Source organism: Flavobacterium koreense (genome assembly GCF_054776075.1).
This window is the reverse complement of the sequence record NZ_BAAHCF010000012.1, coordinates 262783-287885: the sequence shown is the minus strand read 5'-3', so window position 1 is coordinate 287885 and position 25103 is coordinate 262783. Positions and strand designations below refer to the sequence as shown.

The window sequence follows — 25103 nt, the reverse complement described above, 5'->3', positions numbered from 1 at the left end:
ACTGGTTTACGGTTGACTATCCTGAAGCTGGTGCGATGAAACAATTTAAAGCCCATTTCTCATTAAAAAGATAAAAAAACAATGAAGATTAAACATTTTTTACTTGCTTTAGTGGTATTAATTACTAAGCAATCTTATTCACAAGAAATTTTACCTGTATATTCAGATTATTTATCTGATAATTATTTCTTGTTGCATCCATCTATGGCAGGTGCTGCAAATTGTGCAAAAGTTCGTTTAACTGGAAGACAACAATGGTTTGGTCAAGAAGATGCACCTGCGTTACAAACTTTAAGTTTTAATGGAAGTATTACCGAAAAAGACGGTATGGGCATCATTTTAATAAACGACAAAAATGGTTATCATTCTCAAAAAGGATTTCGAGTAGCTTATGCGCATCATATTATGTTTTCAAGAGATGATGTGGATTTAAATCAATTGTCTTTTGGAGTTAATGTTGGATTTGCACAAAGTTTATTGGATGAAACAGATTTTAGAGATAATAACCCTGCTTTTGATCCTAATATTGATGGTACAATAGTTCAAAAAGCTAATTACTTTAATGTTGATATTGGAGCATCTTATAATTTCTTAGATTTCTACGCACATTTTACTGTTAAAAATGCATTAGCTAGCGAAAGAAGAATTTATTCGGTTAGAGAGCCTGTGAATTTGAAGAGACTTATTTACAATATGGGATACACTTTTGGTGACGCAGATAGAATATTATTGGAGCCATCACTTATGTTTCAGCATACTTTCTTAACTAAAGAGTCAACAGTAGATTTGAATATTAAAGCATATAAAAATCTTGAATTTGGAAGAGTTTGGGGTGGATTGTCTTACAGAAGAAGTTTAGACGGTGCTGAATATTTAGATGGTGTTGCAATTGCAAATCAAAAACTGCAATATATTACTCCTATATTAGGTGTTAATTATAAAAACTACATGTTTGCTTACACTTATTCTCAATTGATGGGAGATATAAAATTTGACACAGGAGGTTTTCACCAAATCACTTTAGGTATTAATCTGTTCTGTAAACCAGAGAAATATCACTGTAATTGTCCTGCAATTAATTAATAATATAATAAGTAATCCTGATGTAAAATATCAGGATTCTTTTTTAGTATTCTATGATAATAAAATCAGTAAATGGGAAATCACCAAAGATTCCTGAAGATTGTTACGTAGCTGAAAATGCTACCATTGTTGGTGATGTTGAGTTTGGTTCTCAATGTAGCGTATGGTTTAATGCTGTCATCCGTGGTGATGTTCATTATATTAAGATTGGTAATAAAGTGAATATTCAGGATGGAGCTGTTATACACGCTACTTATTTAAAACATCCTACAAATATTGGTAATAATGTTTCAATTGGACACAATGCCATTGTTCATGGTTGTACATTACATGATAATGTATTGATTGGAATGGGAGCAATTGTTATGGATAATTGTGTTGTGGAAAGCAATGCAATTGTCGCTGCTGGAGCTGTTGTTACTCAAAATACTATTGTAGAATCTGGGACGATTTATGCTGGTGTTCCTGCTAAAAAAGTTAAAGATATTAATGCTTCAGATTTTGCTGGTGAAATTGAGCGTATTTCTAATAATTACGTAATGTATTCGAGTTGGTTTAAAGAAGAGGAATAGGTTTTTGAAACTTTGATTCTATTCAAATCGATTACTAACTAGCCCTGATGTGAGCAACTACCGTGTAGTGCGGACAGCAGGAATAGGGTTTGCAAGAATTACTACTGATTCGCTTCTAAATTTTAAGTAAAGTCTTACCGTGAATCAGTACTTGAGGATCTATTAGTACAATACAGAAAACACCTGATACAATCAAAAATTTCAAAATAATATGCAATTGTAAATACTGTGTTTTATTCTCTGCTTTCCATAAAAGAAGTAAAAAGAATATTAGGATAATTAAACTTACGTAAAAATAAATATCCATATATCCTACATCATATATTTCTACCAATAAGTAAACCGGAAAAATAGTGAGTATGGTTAAACCTGTAATGATTTTTTTGGTAAACTCTTCTCCAAATTTTACAGGAATTGTTTTATAATCATTTGCAATATCTCCTTTTATGTTTTCTAAATCTTTTATCATTTCTCTAATTAATATTAGAAGGCACAAAAATGATGCATGAGCAAATATCTGTGGATACAAGTTTTTGTAGTATAAAAGCACAGCAAAGAAAGGAAGCACAGCAAGAAATGCAGCTGTAAGATTACCAATAATTGGGTATTTTTTTAGTTTGTGTGAGTAAAACCAAATTAAAAATATATAGACAGAGAAAAACAAAACGGCTCTAAAAGAGACTAAAAGCGCTAAAAGAACAATGACAAAATTAATTGTAAAATAGACTTGAAGTTTTGTTCTCTGACTTACTAATCGATCAATTTTGGATTTGTTTGGTCTATTTATTAAGTCTTTTTTGCTGTCGTAAAAATTGTTTATTATGTAACCAGAAGCAATTGTTAAACTTGATGCAAGAACTATGATAAAAAGATTAAAATCTAAAATTACGTATAAGGCTCTTTTCTCTGGAGCCATAATAAAAATTGCAGATAGATATTGTGCTAAAGCAATAACAGGAATATTGTAACCACGAACCACAGAAAACATACTGAGTATTTTCAGTATGGTGAGTTTGGTTTGTCTGCTTAGCATGATTTATAAGTTAAAATTGATAAACAACTTCTAACTTATAATCTTTTAGTGATTTTTTAGCTTTTTCTAAATCTTCTGTGAAACCCAGAATGTAACCACCACCACCAGAACCACAAAGTTTTAAGTAGTAGTCATTAGTGTCAATTCCTTTTTGCCAAATTCCGTGAAATTGTTCAGGAATCATTGGTTTAAAGTTATTTAAAACTACTGCTGAAAGTTTTTTTGTATTAGAAAACAATGATTTTTTATCACCACCTAAAAAGTTTTCTACACATAAATCGGTGTATTTTACAAATTGGTTTTTCAACATAGCACGGAAACCTTGGTCTTTTAGGTTTTCCATGAAAATATTTACCATTGGAGCAGTTTCACCTACAATTCCAGAATCTAACAAGAAGACAGCGCCTTTACCTTCAGAACTTTGAGAAGGAATGCCAGTTGCTTCAATATTATCTTTAGAATTGATAAGTATTGGAATACTCAAATAGCTATTTAAAGGGTCAAGACCAGAACTTTTTCCGTGGAAAAAAGATTCCATTTGAGAGAAAATTGTCTTTAGTTGCAGTAATTTTTCACGAGTTAAATTTTCTAAAACTGTGATTTTATCGTTTGCATATTTGTCATAGATAGCAGCAACTAATGCACCACTACTTCCTACGCCATATCCTTGTGGGATACTTGAATCAAAATACATTCCTCTGGCAACATCAGCTTTTAAAAGTTCTATGTTAAACGTAACTAAATCTGCTTGTTCGTTTTGTAGCTCTTCTAAATAAACTACGAATTTTCGTAGACTTTCATTAGACTTGATGGCTTCTTGAGTTGGATTTTCATCCACTTTTAAAGCGCCATTGTAGAAATTATAAGGAATAGATAAACCTTTAGAATCTTTAATGATTCCGTATTCTCCGAAGAGTAATATTTTTGAATAAAATAGTGGTCCTTTCATATTCTGATTTGAGGTAATGTTAAATTATAACTTTTGTGCTCCAAAACCAATTTCATCACAAATATACTGACCATTTTGACAATAGCCAACTAATTCGTCCTTAATAAATTGCAAAGTTTCAACTCTAACGTTTTCGGGATACAAAACATGAACGTTTGCACCAGCGTCTAATGTGAAACATACCGGAATTTTGGTTTCGTTTCTAAACTTCCAAATTTTATTGATGATTTCTAATGTATTAGGTTTCATTAAAATAAAATAAGGCATTGAGGTCATCATCATTGAATGAAGTGTTAAAGCTTCACTTTCTACAATTTTAATAAACTCTTCTAAATTTCCATTTTCTAAAACGGACTTTATAGCTGATAAATTGTGATGAGCTTGTAAAAACCTTTGTTCTGCAAATGGATGATTGTGCATTAAATCGTGTCCAACAGTACTCGAAACTTGTTTTTCGCCTTTGTCAACAAGCAAGATAGTGTCTTGATAGTTCTCGAAATTTGAGTGAACTTTTGATGAAAATTCAATTCCAAATAAATCGGAACTACCTTCAAGTTCTTTATGTTTTCCCCAAACAACAATATTTCCTTTTATGCTTCTGCAAGCACTTCCAGATCCTAATCTTGCTAAGAAAGAAGCTTTTTGGTGAAAATAATCATCTGTTATTGTAGGATTTAACGCTTTTTCTAAATTCATTATATTCATTGCCAAAGCCGCCATTCCCGATGCCGATGATGCAATTCCTGAACTGTGAGGAAAAGTATTTTGAGTGTCAATTGTAAAATGATATTCTTTTAAATAAGGACAATAAACTTCAATTCGTTCGAAAAATTTCTGAATTTTTGGTTTGAAATCCTCTTTAGGTTTTCCTTCAAATAATAAATCAAATGAGAAACTATTGTCTGTCACACTGAGAGCAGTCGAAGTGTTTTTTTTCTCAAATGATAATTTTGTAATTGTTTTACAATGATTTAAAGTAAAACTTATTGAAGGATTTGCCGGAATCTGATGGTCTTTTTTACCCCAATATTTCACTAATGCAATATTACTTGGAGCACTCCATTCATATGTTCCTTTTTCAATAGTGTTTGAATGTGATGTAGAAATAAAATCCTTTTCGGAAATCATATTATCTTAATTTTAGTACAAAGATACTTATTTTACGAAAACCACACGTTTTTGTTTACTATATTTGTGAAAATTTTAAACAAGATGCAAAAAGTTTTAAGAATAGCATTAGTAGTAATGACCTGTTTGGTAATAGGTTATTTGTCTGGAATGGTTACAAGAGAAAGTATAACTACATGGTATCCAACTTTGATAAAACCTTTTTTTAATCCACCAAATTGGATTTTTGCTCCAGTTTGGACTTCCTTATACATTATGATGGGAGTCGCAGGTGGATTGGTATGGAACAAGCTGGATGGTAACGAAACACTTGTAAAAAAAGCTTTTTTGTTTTTTATAATTCAATTAGCTTTAAATGCGCTTTGGTCGTTGATTTTTTTCAAATTACACAACTTACTTCTCGCATCAATTGAAGTGGTATTGTTGCTTCTGATGATTTTTGAAACTTATACTCAGTTCAAGAAAATTGATAAAATAGCAGGACTACTTTTGATTCCTTATTTAGCTTGGGTAAGTTTTGCCACTATTTTGACAATTAGTATTTGGTATTTAAACTAACATAAAAAAACCGATTCATTTACGAATCGGTTTTTTTTAACTATTGAATTATTAATTTCTTGGTGATTTTTAAGTCAGATTGTGTTGTAATTTGAACTAAATAAACACCTTTTGATAGATCTGAAACATCAATGTTTACATCATTTGATGAAGAGTTGAGCACTTCTTTAATCTTTTTCCCAAGTAAGTCATGAATTTCTACTGAGTTAATTGCCTCTGATGAATTTAACAGACTAACATTAATATTAGAATTTGTCGGATTTGGATACAATACAAAATTAGAACTATCAAAATCTGTAGTTTTTAAAGATTGTACAAATTCAGTTTGAAATTCATTTGTTATAATTGGTGGATTATAATCAAAGTAAATGAATGCTTTATTAGGAATTATATCGCCTAGCGCAAAGCCAGCTGTAGGCTTAATTTTAAATTGAATAAACCCATGACTTCCTGTTGGATTGATTGAAGTTGGAGGTAGATTAATGTTATAAAAATTCCATATCAATTGATTTCCAATTCGTCTCATGTTGTAAGCATGACTTGAACCCAACATTTCTATCGAACTTGGATTTAAAGAGGCATCAAGAAAATCTTCAACTCTTACAAATTCGGCATTTGCAGTTCCAGTATTTTCAAATTGAATGGTATACGTTAAATAATCATTTGAAGTAAAATCATCAATATCAATTTTGCCACCATGAGCTTCTGTTTTGTCATTTGGATCATACGAACCAAAAACTATTTGAGACAAACTCATTTGATTGTCATCAGGAAAAGCATCACCAGTTAATGGAGTAATAGTAACAGAATTTGTAATTAAATCTCCTAAATTAACAGTCGGAATTGTTGGAACTTGCAATGTAACTATAATAAATCGTTCTTCATTTGGTAAAAGGTTTGTAAAATTGTAGGTAAATCCATTTGAAGTTGGAGTAGTACCAGTTTGTGAAATTGCGGTTATTGTAACTAATGGATTGTTTACAAAAGTTACTATTCCATCTATATTCTGAGTACCATTGTTTTTATAGGATACTATATTTGCATAAGTAAATCCTGGTCTAGGTTGTCCAGAAGGAGTAAGAGAAATTTTCAAATCATTATAGGGTTGAAGTAATGTAACTGGAAAATAAAAAGGTGTGATTCCGCTTCCTGCAGGAATTGTTATATTTGAGTAAGTACTTGATGAACTATAGTATGTTGATAAATAGGAATTTACAGCAAAACTTAAATTATAAGTATTAGTGGGATTACCATCAAAAATGCTGAAAGTACCAGAATTTGAATTTGCATTTATTGGTGAGCCAGAATTAATATTATAAACAAAATTTCCTTGCGTAAAAATGTTTTCATTTAAATCTTTAGTACCATTATTATTTAGATCAAAAAAAGCAATTAAATACAAACTATCTGGACATTGTGCGTTGTTTGTGCAACTTGTTGTACAAAAAGTCATTGGTCCGGCCCAAGCGCTTGATTGAGGAGCGTTACATAAGCTTCTTACATAAAAAGAATAACATGTGTTTTGTGTTAAACCAGTAATACTATATCCTTGACTTGTTGTAGCAAATCCTAAAGTAGCTGCTGTTGGAGCAGGAGATCCGTAAGGCACTATTAAAACTTCCCAGCTAGTAGCAGTTGCAGCTTCATTCCATAGTAAAAAAGCACCTGTGTCAAATGTATTTGTAACAGATAAATTACTTGGAGGTAAACATGAATTTGGTCCACAAGAGTTTATAATGACTATTGCTTCACTTGAATCATTTATACATGGAGCAGTTCCATTTATTATATAAATAAATGTACTTGTTGTTGAGTTTGGAGAAGGAGTAAAGGTTCCTGTTACTGTGCTAAAAGTTCCACCAGTTCCTGTAGTTCTTATCCAAGTTCCTCCAAGTTCTTCGTTGGTTATTAAGGAATATAAATCTATAGTTGTCATAGAAGTATCACATATTGTTATTGAACCATCTAATCCTGCGTTTGGTTGATGGTTTAAGTTTACTGTAGCAATACTTGTATCATTAATACAAGGCGCAGTTCCTGTTAAAGTATAAGTAAAAGTACTCGTAGTTGCTCCATATTCTGGAGTGTAAGTTCCTGCTGCAGCATAGAAAACACCACCTGTTCCTGCAATTCTTGTCCAAGTTCCACCAGGTTGTTCGCCAGTAATTAGTGCAAACAAATTAATTACATTTGTAAATGCATCACAAGCAGTAATGCTTCCATCACTTCCGGCATCTGGTTGATTATTGATGAATACTGTAGCTACACTTGTATCATCAATACAAGGTGCTGTACCTGATAAAGTATAGGCAAATGTACTTGTGGTAGCTCCAACAGCTGGAGTGTAAGTTCCAGATAATGAGTTAAAAGTTCCGCCAGATCCTGAAGTTCTTGTCCAAGTTCCTCCGGGCTGTTCACCAGTAATTAGTGCAAACAAATTAATTACCGTTGCTGATGTTTCACAAACTGTAGTTGAACCATCGCTTCCTGCATTTGCTGGTAAATTTACAACTAGATTTAATTGACTTACCCATAATTGTGAAGTTTGTGTATTAACAACTCTTATCCATATAAATTGTGAAAAGGGTTGATTGTTAACATAAGGAACTGATGTAACAATAGGATTAGAACCAAATTGAGCATCTGTATTAGTTGTATGGAAAGAAATATTGTGAATACTTGGATTTTCATTTCCTAAAATCTCAGGTATTTTAGTGTTTAAATCAAATTGAGCAATTCCATCAGAATTTGTATCACAAACATTGTAATTACTCACTTGTGTATTGATTTGAGCGTTTACAAATGAAAATGTGATTAGTAATAAAAAGAGTAGAAATTTTTTCATATCTGTAAAATTTATTTTTTAGCGGTCACATATGGTATCGCCTTTTTATTTATTGGTGTTTGCTTGCGCAAACTTGTTGTTAATGGCGATTTCATAACCTGAAAATTAAAGTTAATCAAATGTAGCTTTTTTATTGCAAATAAAAAGTCCCGAGAAAGTTAATTTTTCGGGACTTTTAAAATTTTATTTTTATTTTTTAGTTGATTACCAATTTCTTAGTGATTTTTAAATCCGATTGTGTTGTGATTTCAACCAGATAAACACCTTTCGATAAGTTAGAAACATCAACTTTCATTTCGTTTGAATTATTTGCAGAAATGGTTTTAACTGTTTTACCTAAAACATCGTAAATAATTACGTTTTCAAGCAACTCAGATGTGTTTTGTAAATTAACTTGAATAAATGAATTTGTTGGATTCGGATATAAAACAAAGTTTTCTAATCCAAAACTTGCATTTGCTAAAGCAGCTGTAAATTCAGTTGTAAAAGTATTAGTAACAATCGCAGGATTAGTATCAAAGTAAATAGAAGCAGTGTTTGGAACAATATCTCCAACAGCAAATCCTGGTTTCATTTTGATTTTAAATGTTACATATCCTTTACTTAAATCTACATTTTCTAAGAAACTTGGTAATTGAATAAAATCAAATTTCCAGATGATGTGATTGCCAACACGCTCCATGATGTAATTGTGACTTGCATCAACAACTCTTATACTTGCTTCATCCAATTGAGCATCTAAGAAATCTTCAATTCTAATATTAATGGCATTAGCTGTTCCTTCATTTTGGAAACGAATAGTATAGTACAAATAATCATTTTGACTAAATTGATTGAATGGAATTTGTTCACCATGAGCTTCCATTTTATCATTTGGATCGTAAGAACCTACAACAACTTGAGTATTTGAATGATTATTATTAGTCAAGTTGATGTCGTTTGCAGTAGCAACAATACTTGCTGTATTAGTTAACAAATCTCCAAGATTAACTGTTGGAATAGCAGGAACACTCATTGTTACATAAATATATCTCGTTTCATATGGAGCTAAATTTGTGAAAGTATAAGTAAAACCTGTTGCATTTGCAATTGTTCCAGCTTGAGAAACATTGGTTATAGAAACATTCGCATCTTTATTAAAGGTCAAAGTTCCGTCAGTAGCAACAACACCTAAGTTTTTGTAAACGATTTTATTTACATAATTGAATCCAGGAACTGGAGCGCCAACTGGTACAATAGTTACAGAAACATCATTAAATCCTTGAGTTAAAGTAATTGGGAAATACAATGTTTGTGTTCCACTATTTAACGGAATATTGATATCATTATAATTTACAGTACCTAATGTATAGTATGGAGCATATTCTGTATTGATTTGATATCCAAAGTCATAAACGTTTGAAGGATTTGCATCATACATTGTGTATGTTCCAGATGGAGATGAAATATTGGTAACATTTCCTGCATTATTTTGTAATGAAGTGAACGAACCGTAAGTAAAGTTTACTTCGTTAGTATCTTTAATTCCATTTCCGTTTTCATCTATGAATGCTACAAGTTCAATTTTGTCAGAACATTGTGGTGGACCAGAAGCAAAAGTTCCTGCTTCAATAAATACAGACGAATCATAAGCAGTATCACTTCTATCTGCAATTACCAACTTAATATGATAATTATGATTTGGAATAATGTTAGCCGATGCAGTCATTTTAACGGTTTGGCCATTATAGTTTGTTGCTGAAGCTGTTTGATTATTTGCATAATAAGAATCAAAAAATAATGGATTAGCAGAAGCACAAGAATTGTTGTGTAAATTATTTCTAATAGTTACAACAGAGACTGGTATAGTTGTTCCTGGAATAACTGCTAGATTAGTTGTGATTCCAGTATCTAAATCAGTCAACAAGAAAGCAAAAGCATCAGCAAAATCACATTGAAAAGTACCATATTCGTCTGAAGCTAATAAGAAATTAAAACTCATGTAAGAATTTAAACTAGTAAAATCAAATTCTAATTTTGTAGCATTTTTAGAAACCATTGGTACACCAATTGCACTTGAAATTATTCCTTCTAATTGGGCATCTCCTGTCCAAGCAGAACTTCCTTCACTTAATATTGAAGTATTCGGACCTGGAGCACTCATTGCGTTTCCTGATGAAAGTACTATTCCTGATGAAATTGGAAATAATGGATTAGTATTCGTAAACGAACCAATTCCATTAACAGAACCAAAGTTAGTTCCAGTACTAGAAGTTATGTTTGAAACCGTTAGACAAGGATTATTAATTAAAACATTAGTAACCAACTGGTCAACTGTATATTGATTAGTACTAGTTGTTAATGGAGGCAATGTAATATTTGGTGTAAATGATCTAGATGTCCAACTACTTACTTCAGTAGCTGAACATACAGCTCTTACATAAAAACTATAAGTTGTTCCTGTAGTTAATCCAGTTGCTTGATAAGAGTTTGTTGGAACCAATATACCAATTGATGTTATTGTAGGTGCTGGTGAACCAAAAGGTAAAACTAAAACTTCCCATTGTGAAACAGAACCAGATTGAGTCCAGCTTAAATTTGCACTTGTTGGTGTAGTACTATTTACAACAACATTTGATGGTGTAATACAATTGGTTTGAAGTGTTGTAAATGCTCTAGATGTCCAATTACTTATTGCTGTTGACGAACAAACTGCTCTAACATAAAAAACATAAGATGTTCCTAAATTTAAACCAGTTACTTGATAAGGGTTTGTAGAAATAAGCGTTCCAGTTGAGGCAGCTGTTGGAGCTGGAGAGCCAGATGGTAAAACCAAAACTTCCCATTGTGAAACCGTACCAGATTGAGTCCAACTTAAATTGGCACTTGTTGTTGTGATATTGTTTGCTAATACATTCGTTGGTACGCTACAAATGTTAGAAAGTGTAGTAAACGTTCTTGCAAAAGACCAATAACTTGAATCTGTTGCCGAGCAAATTGATCTTACATAAGCATTGTAAATTGTAGCATAATTTAATCCAGTAACTTGGAAAGGGTTTGAACTAGTTATTGTTCCAACTGAAGATTGAGTTGGAGCAGGAGCTGTTGAAGGTACTACCATAACTTCCCATTGTGTTGCTGTTCCATTTTCGGTCCAATTAATAGTTGCTGTAGTACCTGTAATATTTGTAGCTGCTAAAATTGTTGGTTGTAAACATGTTGCTTGAGGTAAACATTCAACATTAGCTTCCCAACCAGCTCTGTTTACAGAACTATCACTTCTAAATCTAAAAGTCAAACAACCACTAGTATCAGATGAAACAAATGGACCCGGAATAACAGTTCCCCAAAATGATCCAACTAATCCTCCAGGAACACTTCCAGCTGGATTTCCACTTGAAATTTGTGGTGAAGAAATTGTTGGTCCGTTAAAAACATACAATCCGTCCCAGTTAGCTTCTGTATTAAATGCTGTAAATGTAACAACAACTTGCTCGCCAGGAGAAGTTGGGCAAATGGTATAGGTATTGTCAGAGTTATTTGCATAATTAGCAGTTAAACCACCATTATCTATAAACTGTCCACCACAAACAGGTGATGGTACTGGATTTGCTAAAGTTGTAAATGTAATAGGCTGTGACCATGGACTAGTAAGTGTAGTAGAACAAACTGTTCTAACAAAGACTTTATAACAAGTGCTAGCATTTAATCCAGGTGCAAGATAAGTGTTAGTGGTAACTGACAATCCAGCATTATTAGGTGTTGGATTTGTTGCAGTACATGGTAAAACTAATACTTCCCATTCATTAGTACTGCTTGTCAAAGTCCAATTTATTACACCACTATTATTTGTAATTCCAGTAACAGATTGAATGGTTGGCTCAATACAAGTTACTACTTGTGTAGTGCTAAAAGTGTATGGTGTTGACCAATCTCCAGGCATACCATTACAGATAGCTCTTATGGTAACCATATAAGTGACATCAGGAGTTAACCCAGTTAATTGAAAAGGACTAGAGCCAGCTATAAGCGAACTTCCTCCTAATGCTGGAGTAACTAATATTTCCCAAAGATTACTAGATTGATTAATATCTACCCAAGATAGAGAAACCGTATTGCTATCAATTTGTGTTGTGCTTAATGAAACTGGTGCTAAACAAGGAAAATTTGTTGTTACGCAATCAATCATTGCTTCCCAACCACCACTGTTTCCTGATGTGTTAGATTGAAATACAAATGTTACACATTGTCCAGGATTATTTGTACTTAATGTCATTTGTGTTGGGCTATTGCTATCAATAATTGAAAGTAAATTTCCATTTGGACTAGAACCTTCATAAACATACAGCACATCATCCATTTCCAAAGAAATAGAATTAAAACTAATCAGTAATGTTTCGTTTGGTGTGTTTGGACAAAAAGTATTGATGTCATAAGCGGAATCAGTATAGTTTCCATTTTGACCACCATTGTCATAAAAGAATTGACTACATCCTGTTTGAGCAGCGCTATAAAAAATAGCCCCAAAAAACAAAGAGAATAGGGTTAAAAGTAATTGTTTTTTCATTTTTGATTGATTTATAGTAAATCAAATATACATTGATTTTTAATAACTTATGTTTAAAATCTAAAGTTTTTTTCATAAAATTCTGCAAACTCAATAAAACCAATATCTCATCAAATTTATTTACAAAAAAATTCCCAATTATAAATTTATAATTGGGAATTATGATTTTGATTAACTTTTAAAAATTATTTTATTACAAGTTTTTTATTTTGTTTTAAACCATTTTCAGTAGTTATTTCTAATAAATAAACACCTTTAGATAAACTTGATGTGTCAATTGTAACACTATTAGAAGAAATTGATTTTACTTCTTTAATGATTTTGCCTAAAACATCATAAATAATCACATTGTCAATAATTTCAGAAGTATTATTTAAACTGATATTTATAAATTGACTTGCTGGATTTGGATACAATGTAAAATTAGTACCATCAAAAGCTTGATTGTTTAATGCTGCTGTGAACTCAGTTGTAAAAGTATTTGTTACAATTGCAGGATTGGTATCAAAATAGATATTTGCGGTATTTGGTATTATTGAACCAACAGCAAAACCTGGGTTTAATTTGACTCTAAATTGCACATATCCCATACTTAATTCTTCATTTACTGATATAGGAACTAATTGTATGTTATTGAAATTCCAAACGATATTATTATTAACTCTTGTCATAACATAATTGTGGCTTGAGCTTATCATTCTAATACTTTCAGGGTCAATTTGTGAATCTAAAACATCTTCAATTCTAACATCAATAGCATTTGCTGTTCCATAATTTTGAAATCTAATTGTATAAATTAAATCTTCATTTTGGTTAAATTGACTGAAAAGAATTTCTTCACCATGCGACTCCATTTTATCATTTGGATCATAAGAATTTACTACAATTTGTGTAATTCTAGTTGAGTTATTTGTTAAATTGATATCGTTTGCAGGAGCTGAAATTGTTGCATTTGCAATAAGTAAATCACCTAAGTTTACTACTGGACTTGCTGGCACACTCATTGTAACATAAAACACTCTTGTTTCATTAGGAAGAAGATTTGTAAAGTTATACGTAAATCCAGCTGCATTTGCAATAGTTCCTGCTTGACTAATTGTAGTTATGGTTACTTGTGATGGCTTTTCAAAAGTTATTGTTCCATCTGTTGCAGCTACTCCTAAATTTTTATATACAATCTTATTTGTATATGTTAAGCCAGGTCTAGGTGAACCCATTGGAACAATTGATATTGTAACATCATTATAAGCTTGAGTTAGAGCAATTGGAAAGTAAAGAATTTGAGTTCCACTTCCTACTGGAATATTTATGTCGTTAAATGTTGTTGTTCCAGAACTATAGTAAGGAAGATATTCTGTTTGGATACTGTATGAGAAGTCATAAGTATTTACAGGGTTTGAATCATAAACTGTTTGTCTTCCTGTAGAAGAAAATGCATTTGTAATTGGTCCAGTATTATTTTGCTGATAAACAAATGAACCATTAGTAAAGTAGGTTTCACCAGAATCTTTAATTCCATTATTATTTTGGTCATTGAAGGCAACAAGTGTAATTTTATCTAAATCTGGACCACAAGTAATATTTGCAGACCAACCTGGTTTTACCACTGATGCATCACTTCTAAATCTGAAGGTAAGACAGCCACTAGGATCTGAAGATGTAAACGGTCCAGGAATATTTGTACCCCAAAAAGATCCTGCTAAACCACCTGGAACATAAGCGGCTCCATTTGTACTTGGGATTTGAGGTGAGGTAATTGAGTTACCATCAAAAACGTATAATCCATCCCAATTTGTTTCAGTATCAAATTGTGTAAATGTTACTGTTACAACCTCTCCAGGATTTGTTGGACATATAGTATAAGTATTGTCAGCGTTATTGGTATAATTAGCGTTTGAACCACCATTGTCAACAAATACACCTCCGCATATTGGTGGTGTTGGCATAGTATTGATACTAATTCCGTTTGACCAATCACTTGAATCACTTGCTGAACAAATTGCTCTTACAAAAATACTATAGCAAGTGTTTGCTGTTAGTCCATTTACAATAAATGGATTAGTTGTTGTAATTGTACCTGTTGTTGAGCTGTCAGGAACTGTGTTGCAAGGAAGAGCAACAACTTCCCATGAAGTGGCAGTACTATTGTTTGTCCAAGCTATCGAAGCAGATTGTGATGTAACTGCAGATGTAATCAAGGCTGTTGGTTTTGGACAAGTTGCTGGAGTGTTAAGAGTCGCGCCAATAGACCAATCGCTCATATCTGATGGAGAACAAATTGCTCTAACATACAATTGGTAGCAACTATTTGTAGTTAAGTTTGTAAATGTATAAGGATTAACAGTTGTTACTATACCTACTGATGTTGCAGTTGGAGCAGTTCCGCATGGTAAAGCGATTACTTCCCAACTTGTCGCTGAGCTATTGTTTACCCATCCTAAAGTTGCTGAAGTTGTTGTAATTCCAGTAACAACTAAGTTTGTTGGCTTCGGACAAGTTGGCGCTACACCGCATGTAATATTTGCTATCCAACCAGATTGAACTACTGAAGTATCACTTCTAAATACAAAAGTTAAACATCCACTAGAATGTGTTGAAGTAAATGGACCAGGTAGCGTTGTTCCCCAATAAGCTCCTGCTAAACCTCCGGGAACGTTTGCTGCTCCATTAGTACTTGCTATTTGAGGTGATGTAATTGAATTTCCATTATAAACATATAATCCATCATAATTTGCTTCAAGAGAGAATGAAGTGAAAGTTACTGTAACTTGATCGCCTGTATTGGTTGGACAAATTGTAACAGTTGAATTAGTATTATTTGAGTAATTTGCATTAGCACCTGCAGGATCTGTAAAAATACCTCCACATGTAAATGGGTTTGTTGTATTTGCTAATGTAGTGAATGTATAGGCTTGCGACCAAGAACTAGTTGATGTAGTAGAACAGATCGATCTAATAAAAACAGAATAGCAAGTATTTGGATTCAATCCAACGGCTTGATAATTATTTGTAGTAACAATTACTCCGGTATTATTTGGTGTTGGATTTGGTGTTCCACATGGCGCAACATAAACTTCCCATTGAGAATTGTTAGAAGAAATGGCCCAATTTAAATTAGCTGTAGTTGATGTTATACCAGAAACAGCTATGTTAGTTGGTTCAATACATGTTGCTGTTGTTCCTGTTGTAAAAGTTATCGGAGATGACCAATCACTTGTAGTATTTCCACAGATTGATCTTACAGAAGCTGTATAAATTACACCAGGTGTTAATCCAGTTAAGTCAAATGGATTTGATTGTGCTATAATTGTTTGGGTAATTGCAGTACCATTTGCAGTTAACAAGATTTCCCATGGACCAGTTCCCTGATTAGGGTCTATCCAATTCAATACTGCAGTAGTATTGCTTGTTGGAGATGCATTTACGGAAATAGGTGCTAAACATATTGGAGTTGATCCACAAGTAATGTTTGCAACCCAACCTGCCTGATTTATAGAAGAATCAGATGTGAAAACGAAAGTCAAACATCCACTTGAATCACTTGATGTGTATGCAGGTGGAATTGTATTTCCTGTTAAATCTGCAATTAAAGTTGCACTTGCAGAAGTTCCGTTATAGATTTTTAACCTATCAAAATTGTTTTCTAATGCAAATGATGTAAAAGAAATAGTAACAAATTCTCCTGGATTTGTTGGACAAATAGTTGTTGTTACGTTAGAATTATTTGCATAATTTGTTGTTGCACCTGCAGGATCAGTAAACGTTTCTCCACAAACAGGAGTAGTTTGTGCAAGAGTTAAAAATGTCCCTAAAAAGAGTGCAAAAAAACTTAAAAGTAATTGTTTTTTCATGTTTGTTTGTTTTTTGGTAAATCAAATATAGGTTGATTTTTAAACACTTACAAACAAAAGGTAGTTTTATTTTAATAAAACTGCCTCACGTGTAATGAAATTAAGGGTTCAAAAAACAAACAAGATTTCTAGTTAACGATTAATTTATTGACTTGTTTAAGCTCATTGTTAGTTGTAATTTCAATCATATAAATTCCTTGTGAAAATTCTGAAGTATTTACTTGAGTTTGATTTGAATTTACATTTTCAATTGATTTAATTGTTTTTCCTAAAACATCATTAATAACAATTGATTTAATACTTTCTGAATTATTTAGTAAATAAATTTGAACAAAATCTGATGCAGGATTTGGAACCAACACAAAATTTCCTGAATCAAATGTTGAATTTCCTAAAGCGGCAACAAATTCTGTATTAAAAGTATTAGTAACAATGGCAGGATTGCTGTCAAAATAAATGTTTGCCGTATTTGGGATAACGTCTCCAATAGCAAATCCTGGTTTTAGTTTAGCTTTAAAAGTTACATATCCTTTGCTCATTTCTTCATCAATTGACATTGGTTGTAAATATATATCATTGAAGTTCCAAATTAAATTATTTGAAGTTCGTTGCATTGTGTAAATGTGACTAGCACTAATCATTTGAACACTTGTTTCGTCAATTTTTGAATTTAAAACATCTTCAATTCTAACATTTATTGCATCGGCAGTTCCTTCATTTTGAAAACGAATGGTATAAAATAAATAATCATTAGCTGCAAATTGATTGAACTGAATTTTATCTCCATGCGATTCCATTTTGTCGTTAGGATCATAAGCGCCAACTACAATTTGTGAGTTTGAAAATGAATTATTTGTTGTAATAATATCACTTGTCGGAACAGTTGTTGTTGCACTATTTGATAAAATATTACCTAAGTTTACCGTTGGAATTGAAGGAACACTCATGGTTACATAAATAGTTCTTGCTTCTCCTGGAAGTAAATTCAAGAAACTATGCGAAAAACCTGTTGGAGTTGTTGTTGTAGTTTCGGTAACATTTGTAATAGCAACTTGTGGCGATTTTACAAAATCTAAAGTTCCAGAATAAGTTGTTGCACCAGTGTTTTTTAATTCAATTGCATTGGTGTAATTAAATCCCGGTCTTGGTTGTTCTATTGGAATAATTGAAACAGAAATATCTTCAAAAGGAAGTGTTTGCGTTATAGGAAAATATAATGTTTGTGTGCCTAAAGGCGAAATTGATATTCCTGAATAAGAAGTTGTTCCTGATGAAAAATAACTTGAAAACTGAGGATTTACTTGAAAACTAAAATCATATACATTAGATAAGTTTGCATCATATATTGAATAAGTTCCTGTTGGTGAATTAATATAGTTAGGAACACCTCCATTTTTTTGATATACAAAATTTCCATTAGTAAAATTAATTTCATTTGATTCTTTTACACCATTTGAGTTTAAGTCAAGAAAGGAAACTAGTTCAATTGGAGAACATGAACTTGAAGAAAAACTACCTGCTTGCAAGAAAACAGCTGAGTCAAGAGATGAATCACCAACGTTAGCAATCGCTATTTTGATATGATAAGTTTCGCCGCATTGCACTGTTGAGTTTGCTGTAAGAACTGTCGTAAACCCATCAAATTGAATAGTTGGATTTAAAGTTGGAGTAGATCCATTTCCATTATTTACGTAAAAAGTAGAATTTGAAACGTTATTTACATTATCAATTGAAATTGGAGTAGTAGTAGCTGGTACTAATGCAATATTTGTTGCGCCTCCAGTATATGGCCCAACAATACCAGGACCACTCAAAAAGAAACCAAAAACATCATTAAAACCTGCGTTTACAAACTCTAAGTACTCCTCTGAACCAAAAACAAAACTGAAACTCAAATTTTGACCTATTGGAACAAAATCAAATTCAATGATAGCTTTAGTGTTAATCGAAGCTGACGCTATTGCTCCTAAATCAGCATCTCCAGTCATTGGGTAAATAGAAGGACTTGTTTTGCCGCTTGTATCATTTGGTCCAATAGCTACTGTTGCTTTTCCAGTTGAAAGTATGATTCCATTATTTAAACCAATATTTGTTGCAGAACCATTTAAAAAATGTCCAACCTGATCTCTAACCATAGTAGCATTTGAGGCAGAACCATTAAATGTTACATTTGAAACAGAAATTCCACTTCCTAAAAGTACATTTTGAACTAATTGTGCAGGAGTTTGTGTTGTATTGTCAACTATAAGTTGAGCATTAACTAAGGTAACAAATAATAATGAGATTGAAAGTAATAATTTTTTCATACAAAAGAATTTTGTTTCAAATGTAATTTAAAAATTAATTAGTTAGCACTTTTAGCAAATGTTTTCTGCTATAATAAAACCGCCTGTCCAAGCATTTTGAAAATTGAATCCGCCAGTTATTGCATCAATATTTAAAATCTCTCCAGCGAAATATAAATTTGGATGTAATTTACTTTCCATGGTTTTGAAGTTTATTTCTTTTAAATCAATACCTCCAGCTGTTACAAATTCTTCTTTAAAAGTACTTTTTCCATTGACTTGAAATTCGCCATTAGTTAATTGATTGGCTAAATTAGTTAGTTGATTTTTAGATAAATCTGCCCATTTGGTATCTTCCAAAATTTCAGATGCTAAAACCAAACTTTCCCAAAGTCTGTTCGGAAATTCAAATGGAGATTTTTTTGAAACTGCTTTTTTAGAATGTTCTAATTTTAGTTCCTTAAGTTTTTCAAGTGTTTCTTCAAATGTTAAGTCGTTTAACCAATTGACTTGTAAAACAAAGTGATAATTTTTATCTGCCAAAATTCGTGCGCCCCAAGCGGAAAGGCGCAAAATTCCTGGTCCAGACATTCCCCAATGGGTTATCAATAATGGTCCAGACGATTCCAATTTTGTGTTTTTAACTTTTACAGATGCAAAAGCCGACAAACCCATCAAATCTTTAATTCGTTTGTCTTTTATATTAAATGTAAACAATGATGGAACAGCCGAAATAATAGAATGACCAAGTTCAGTAAGCATTTCCCAAACTTTTGGATTACTTCCAGTAGTCATCACTAATTTTTGACAAGAAAAAGTTGCTACATTGGTTTCTACTTTCCAATAATTTTCTCCTTTGAAAAGTGATTGCACACTTTGATTGGTAAGAATATCAATTTTTAATTTTTGAGCAGCATTAAAAAAACAATCAATGATAGTTTGAGAAGAATCGGTTGTGGGAAACATTCTTCCATCGTCTTCAATTTTTAATTCAACTCCATGTTTCTCAAACCATTCAATCGTATCACCAGAACAAAATTGATGAAAAGGTCCACGAAGTTCTTTTTCGCCACGAGGATAAAATTTGACTAAATCATTTGGAACAAAACACGCGTGAGTAACATTGCAACGTCCGCCACCAGAAATTCTTACTTTAGATAAAACTTCTTTTCCACGTTCTAAAATAGCGACTTTTAACTTCGGATTTTTCTCAACAATATTTATTGCTGTAAAAAAACCTGCTGCACCACCACCAACAATTAGTATGTCGTATTTTGAATTCATTTTTTGTAAATCTTTGTTAGAGTTTTAATCTTTGACAAAGATAAACTTTTAAAGCACTAAACTTTAGTGCAATCTTTCAGGATAATTACAAAAAATTCCGTCAACACCTAAACGAATCATTTTTTTAATGGTATCAGGTTCGTTGACTGTGTAAGTATAAATTTTGAAACCTTTTTTATGAATAAGGTCAATATTTTCTGATGTTAAAGTCTTATACCAAGGATTAATGCTTTGAGCTTTTAATTTTTCACCAATGTTTATGGCATCAATTGGATTTTCTTCTGTTAAAATTCCAATGGAAATAGCATTGTCAAGTTGTCTATAATTTTCTAATTCATCCCAGAGGAAACTTGAAATATTAAAATTATCTTTTGTCCATCCTTTTTCATAAAACGTTTGAACTATATCAAAAACAGGTTTGGCAGTTTTGCTTCCTTTTAGTTCAATGTTTAAAGGAGTTTTTTTATTTATTGTAGAGATTACTTCTTCTAAAAGTGGAATTTTATGGTTTCCTTTTACAGTTACTTTTTTAAGTTCTTCCCAATTATAGTCTTCTATTTTTCCTTTAGCATTAGTCAAACTATCTAAAATGTCATCGTGAAAAACTACAACTTCACCTGATTTAATTACAAAAACGTCAATTTCAATCATATCAACATTAAGCTCCAAAGCTTTTTTGATGGAGGAAATAGTGTTTTCAGTTTCGTGTCCCATTGCTCCTCGATGTCCAATATTGAGTGGTTTTTTCATCACGTTGCATTGAATAAATAAAAATGAAATTAAAAATAAATAACAGATTTTCATTGTAGTATATTAAATTGAAATTATTATTTCAAAACTAATTTGTTGAAAATTATTACTTTAAACTATTGTGTTATGATATTGTTATTAATTTTTTTCCAACAATACTAACCCAAATTCACTATCAATCGCAACTTTTCCATCATTAACTTCTGATGTTGTTCCAGAATAAGCATCTTTTACTTTTGTGCCGTTTTCGAAAATAGTTCCAATGGAAATTTCTTTTTTCCCGATAGGTAAATCCAATCCGACAACAACTTTATCAGAATAATTTCCATTAGAATAGTCTCGACTAAAAACATATGGAGAACTTGTAATTTGCCTGTGAATTCCTGCTCCAACCGATGGATGATTTTTTCTAAATTGTCCTAATTTTTGCCAATGATTTAAGACTTTGAACGTCATTTTATTGGTTTTCAAATCGTCCCAATTCATCATCGAACGCAAAGTAGCATCGCCATTTGTTCCTTCAATATCTAAAGAACGAGCAGTTTCATCACCATAATAAACTTGAGAAACACCTGGAGTAAGCAATAATTTGGTTCCAGATTCAAATGTTTTTTCACGTTTTTTATCAAACGGCCAACCATCATCGTGAGACGAAACGTAGTTCATAACGGTTTTTCCTTTCAAATCATTCTGAAGAATATTGGAATATTTTGAAAACAGCTCTTCATAATTCATTTTGGCTTCATTTCTAAAATCAAAATTGATTAAACTAGTAAATCCGTTGGCATAATAATCTACTTTTTTGTCGCCATAATCATATAGTCTTTTGCTTCCAATGTTGTAACCATAAACTTCTCCAACAGTAAAAAACGCATTATTGTCTAAAACTTTAGATGGATTTTTAGCTTTAAATTCGGCAAAAGTCATTTCGCAAACTTTTCCAAAGTCATACCAAACATCTTCTGTAGTATGCTTCACAGTATCTACACGATAAGCGTCAATTCCGAAATCTAAAATATAATCAGCAAGCCATTTCATAATGTAATATCTTGGCGCTCTTGGATAACCTGTTTTTTTGAAAAAAGCATCCAATTCGGCTACTTCTTCTTCATAACGACCTTCTTTTTTCCATTTTGCAATCAAAAATGGTGGTAATTCAACATTTTCTTTGCTTTCTGTTTTAACGTCAAAAAGTCCTGTAACTAAAGTACAATTGATGTTGGTATCATACGAATTGTATTTGCAATTTGGAGTAGAACGAACCCAATCATCAGGATATTTTTCGTCAAATTCTGTGGCATGACCAGTGTGGTTTATAACCGCATCAAGCATAATTCTAATTCCTTTTGCGTGTGCTTTATCAACTAATTCTTTCAAATCTTGGCGCGTTCCATAACTTGGATCTAATGCTGTCCAATCTTTTGTCCAATATCCATGAAATCCATAAGTATTTCCTGTTCCTTCATCAACTGAACCGTGAATTTGTTCTACAACAGGCGTCATCCAAATGGCGTTGATTCCTAAATCGGTAAAATAACCTTCGTCTAGTTTTTGAATCACACCACGAATATCGCCACCTTCAAAACCACGCAATTTTGCTGTTGGTTTATTTCTTTTAATTATAGCATTGTTGTTTGGATTTCCATCCAAAAATCTATCGGTTAATAAAAAATAGACATTGGCACTTTCCCAAACGAAAGGTGTTTTGGTTTTTTGAGTATAAGTTACCTCTTTGCTTGAGTTACAACTTGAAAAAGTAATAGCAAGTAGTAGGAGTAAGGCTGTTTTTTTCATCTATAGTTTTATTTCAATTTTTTGATTTTTATCTAATTCACATTGTAAAGAAATGTAGATTAGATTATTTTCAAATTTGTATTGGTTATTATTTAAAATCTTATTATTCAGAAGAATTGTTGTTGGATTTTTGTCAAATCCGTGAATAATTATATTTATTGTTTTGGAGGTTGTGGTAGAATAGGTTTTGTCAAATTCAACATCTAAAAAAAGTGAGTTATTATCAATAGCACTTTCAAAATCAAATTCTTCATAAACCGATTTTTCAATGGAAGTAGTTGATAATCCATCATCATTAAACAATTCTAGTTCCGATTTTTTTGTTTCTTTATCATAATAAAAATGCACATCAAAATCATTTAAAATATAATTCTGTGTGTTTTGAACTACTTTACTCATCGGAATAAAACTACCACCACGAACAAACGTTGGAATGTTATTTTTATTTAATTCTATTTTTTGAGTTGTTCCAGCTTCGTATTTTTTTCCAGTGTAGAAATCATACCAATTTGAATTTTTCGGAAAATAAACTTCTTTTTGAGTTTGACCTTTTTCTATAATTGGATAAACTAAAAAATCATTTCCCCAAAGGTAACCATCAGATTTTGAAAGTAATTCTTTGTTGTTTGGTTCATTAAAAAACAATGGTCGCATTAAAGGTGTTCCTTCTGTAGTATTTTCAAAAGCTAAATTGTAATTGTAAGGCAGTAATTGATAGCGTAATTCGACAGCTTTTTTAGCAATTTCTCTCGTGTCAACGTCTTTATAAGCCACTTCTGAAGCTACATCTTCTTGTGCGTGCGGACGAAAAATTGGGTTGAAAACACCATATTGCAACCAACGCAAATACAATTCGTTATCAAAATAATCGCCAGCAAAACCACCTAAATCGCTGTGCATATAAGCCATTCCTTGCATTCCCATTTGAAGCGCAATTTCCATCTGACTTTGCAATCCGCCCCAACTTCTTGAAACATCTCCACTCCACGGAATCATTCCAAAACGTTGGCTTCCTGAATAACCTGAACGCATTAAAATAAAAGGTCGTTGATTAGAAAAATCTTTCTTGTAACCATCAGCAATTAACTTTGCCCAATTGTGACCGTAAACGTTGTGAATTTCATCGGCTGTTCCTGCAAAGGTATTGGCATAAGAAGGAAAAACTTCAGGTTCGCCCAAATCACCCCAAAGTCCGCCAACTCCTTTATTTATTAATCGTTTATAAACATTCCAAAACCAATCTTTTCCTTCGGGTTTGAATACGTCAACAATTCCGGTGTTTCCAAAATAGAAATCCCAAATAGCAGGTTTTCCATCTTTTAAGGTTGCTAAAACTTTTTTATCAACGGTTTCTTGCCATTTAGATGAGGTTGTTAAAATAAAAGGTTCTGTTATTAAAACTGTTTTTACGCCTTTTGCATTCAAATCGGAAATCATTTTATCAGGATTTGGGAAGTTATCTTTATCCCAATCTAGATTTCCCATTGTGCCTTGAACGGTTTTCCCGAACCAATATAAATCTAGAATTATAGCATCGACAGGAATTTTACTTTCTTCAAATTTGCGAATGGTTTTTTCAACTTCTTCTTGTGAATGATAACCAAAACGAGAAGAGAAATTTCCGAAAGCCCAACGTGGTGGCAAAGGTTGTTTTCCGGTTAAATCGGTGTAGTTTTTTACTAAATCTTCCCAAGAATTACCTACAATAACTTGATAGGTTTTTCTACCAGAAATTGTTTCGTACTCTAAAGTGTTATCTTTTTTTGAATCTAAATCCAAATATCCTATGGCTTCGTTATCAAAATGAACTGCATATAATTTGGATGATAAAACTAAAGGAATACAGAAATTCATTAGTTCGGCACGTGTTTCATAACCATATTGAGCTCTGTTATAAAGTGCTAATTTATTTCCACGACGATTCATTCCTATAGCTCTTGCTCCACCACCATAAAGTACTTCGTCTGATGAAATATTGAATTGTAAAACTTCAGTAGAATCGGCAGTAATATTTCCTTTAACATTATCTAAAGGAATATGTTTGCGTTTTAAATAACCTGATTTTTCAGAAATAATTTCTTGGTTATTATTTAAATAAGATATTTTGAATGGTGTTTTTTGAATGAAGATCTTCAAATTACTTGATTTGGAACTACATTCAACTGAGTTTTTATTCTCTTTGAAAGAAATGTTTTTCAATTTATTTTTTAATACAACTGCATCTGATGGATTGTTATTTTTTTCTCCTTTTGGTGTAAATGAAGTTTCAATAATTTTGTCATTTAGAAAATTTATTAAATAATTTCCATCTGAAACTTTAACCGAAAATCCACTAGAAAGTTTTTCAATTTTAAGGAATTTTCTATCTGCATTTTGAGCAAATGAAATTGTTGATATAAATAATAGTGCAAATATTTTTTTCATT

14 protein-coding genes are annotated in these 25103 nt (G+C 31.9%); 3 read left to right on the top strand and 11 right to left on the bottom strand.

The features are described from left to right. The first annotated feature begins 81 nt into the window (after positions 1-81). Positions 82-1083 (top strand): PorP/SprF family type IX secretion system membrane protein, encoded by a 1002-nt coding sequence (locus tag ACYU7A_RS07385; RefSeq protein ID WP_460575403.1) that lies wholly within the window; start codon positions 82-84, stop codon positions 1081-1083. A gap of 53 nt (positions 1084-1136) precedes the next feature. Then, complete coding sequence (locus ACYU7A_RS07380; protein WP_298303074.1) at positions 1137-1655, top strand: gamma carbonic anhydrase family protein; 519 nt, start codon at positions 1137-1139, stop codon at positions 1653-1655. A 115-nt stretch (positions 1656-1770) separates the two neighbouring features. Here the strand turns inward: ACYU7A_RS07380 and ACYU7A_RS07375 are convergent, their stop codons facing one another. The 3 genes from ACYU7A_RS07375 to ACYU7A_RS07365 are packed head-to-tail and all read right to left on the bottom strand — an operon-like array spanning position 1771 to position 4765. After that, positions 1771-2688, bottom strand: a complete 918-nt coding sequence (locus tag ACYU7A_RS07375; RefSeq protein ID WP_460575400.1) for a geranylgeranylglycerol-phosphate geranylgeranyltransferase — start codon at positions 2686-2688, stop codon at positions 1771-1773. Between the two features lie 10 nt (positions 2689-2698). Further along, a complete protein-coding gene (locus ACYU7A_RS07370; protein WP_345090733.1) occupies positions 2699-3637 on the bottom strand; it encodes a mevalonate kinase family protein in 939 nt (312 codons plus the stop codon). A 24-nt stretch (positions 3638-3661) separates the two neighbouring features. Further along, the gene (locus ACYU7A_RS07365) at positions 3662-4765 is read right to left on the bottom strand and encodes a diphosphomevalonate decarboxylase (RefSeq protein ID WP_460575397.1); all 1104 of its coding nucleotides are present in this window, start codon (positions 4763-4765) and stop codon (positions 3662-3664) included. An 84-nt stretch (positions 4766-4849) separates the two neighbouring features. On the opposite strand from ACYU7A_RS07365, the gene ACYU7A_RS07360 reads away from it, so the two are divergent. Next, entirely contained in the window at positions 4850-5323 is a 474-nt protein-coding gene (locus ACYU7A_RS07360; protein ID WP_460575395.1) for a TspO/MBR family protein, read from the top strand. 40 nt (positions 5324-5363) lie between these two features. On the opposite strand, the gene ACYU7A_RS07355 is transcribed toward ACYU7A_RS07360, so the two are convergent. The 8 genes from ACYU7A_RS07355 to ACYU7A_RS07320 all read right to left on the bottom strand — a co-directional run bounded on the left by ACYU7A_RS07355 (position 5364) and on the right by ACYU7A_RS07320 (position 25102). Then, entirely contained in the window at positions 5364-8168 is a 2805-nt protein-coding gene (locus ACYU7A_RS07355) for a T9SS type A sorting domain-containing protein (protein ID WP_460575393.1), read from the bottom strand. A 196-nt stretch (positions 8169-8364) separates the two neighbouring features. Next, positions 8365-12714: a DUF7619 domain-containing protein gene (locus tag ACYU7A_RS07350; protein ID WP_460575391.1), complete on the bottom strand. Its 4350-nt coding sequence runs from the start codon at positions 12712-12714 to the stop codon at positions 8365-8367. A gap of 185 nt (positions 12715-12899) precedes the next feature. Then, positions 12900-16565 (bottom strand): DUF7619 domain-containing protein, encoded by a 3666-nt coding sequence (locus ACYU7A_RS07345; protein WP_460575389.1) that lies wholly within the window; start codon positions 16563-16565, stop codon positions 12900-12902. A 128-nt stretch (positions 16566-16693) separates the two neighbouring features. After that, the gene (locus ACYU7A_RS07340) at positions 16694-18871 is read right to left on the bottom strand and encodes a choice-of-anchor L domain-containing protein (protein WP_460575387.1); all 2178 of its coding nucleotides are present in this window, start codon (positions 18869-18871) and stop codon (positions 16694-16696) included. A gap of 51 nt (positions 18872-18922) precedes the next feature. Continuing rightward, on the bottom strand, positions 18923-20134 hold the full coding sequence (locus ACYU7A_RS07335; protein ID WP_460575385.1) for a BaiN/RdsA family NAD(P)/FAD-dependent oxidoreductase: 1212 nt from the start codon (positions 20132-20134) through the stop codon (positions 18923-18925). A gap of 63 nt (positions 20135-20197) precedes the next feature. Beyond that, entirely contained in the window at positions 20198-20884 is a 687-nt protein-coding gene (locus ACYU7A_RS07330) for a glycerophosphodiester phosphodiesterase (protein WP_460575383.1), read from the bottom strand. A 138-nt stretch (positions 20885-21022) separates the two neighbouring features. Continuing rightward, complete coding sequence (locus tag ACYU7A_RS07325) at positions 21023-22678, bottom strand: alpha-amylase family glycosyl hydrolase (protein WP_460575381.1); 1656 nt, start codon at positions 22676-22678, stop codon at positions 21023-21025. Continuing rightward, positions 22679-25102: a glycoside hydrolase family 31 protein gene (locus ACYU7A_RS07320; RefSeq protein ID WP_460575379.1), complete on the bottom strand. Its 2424-nt coding sequence runs from the start codon at positions 25100-25102 to the stop codon at positions 22679-22681. Position 25103 lies beyond the last annotated feature (1 nt).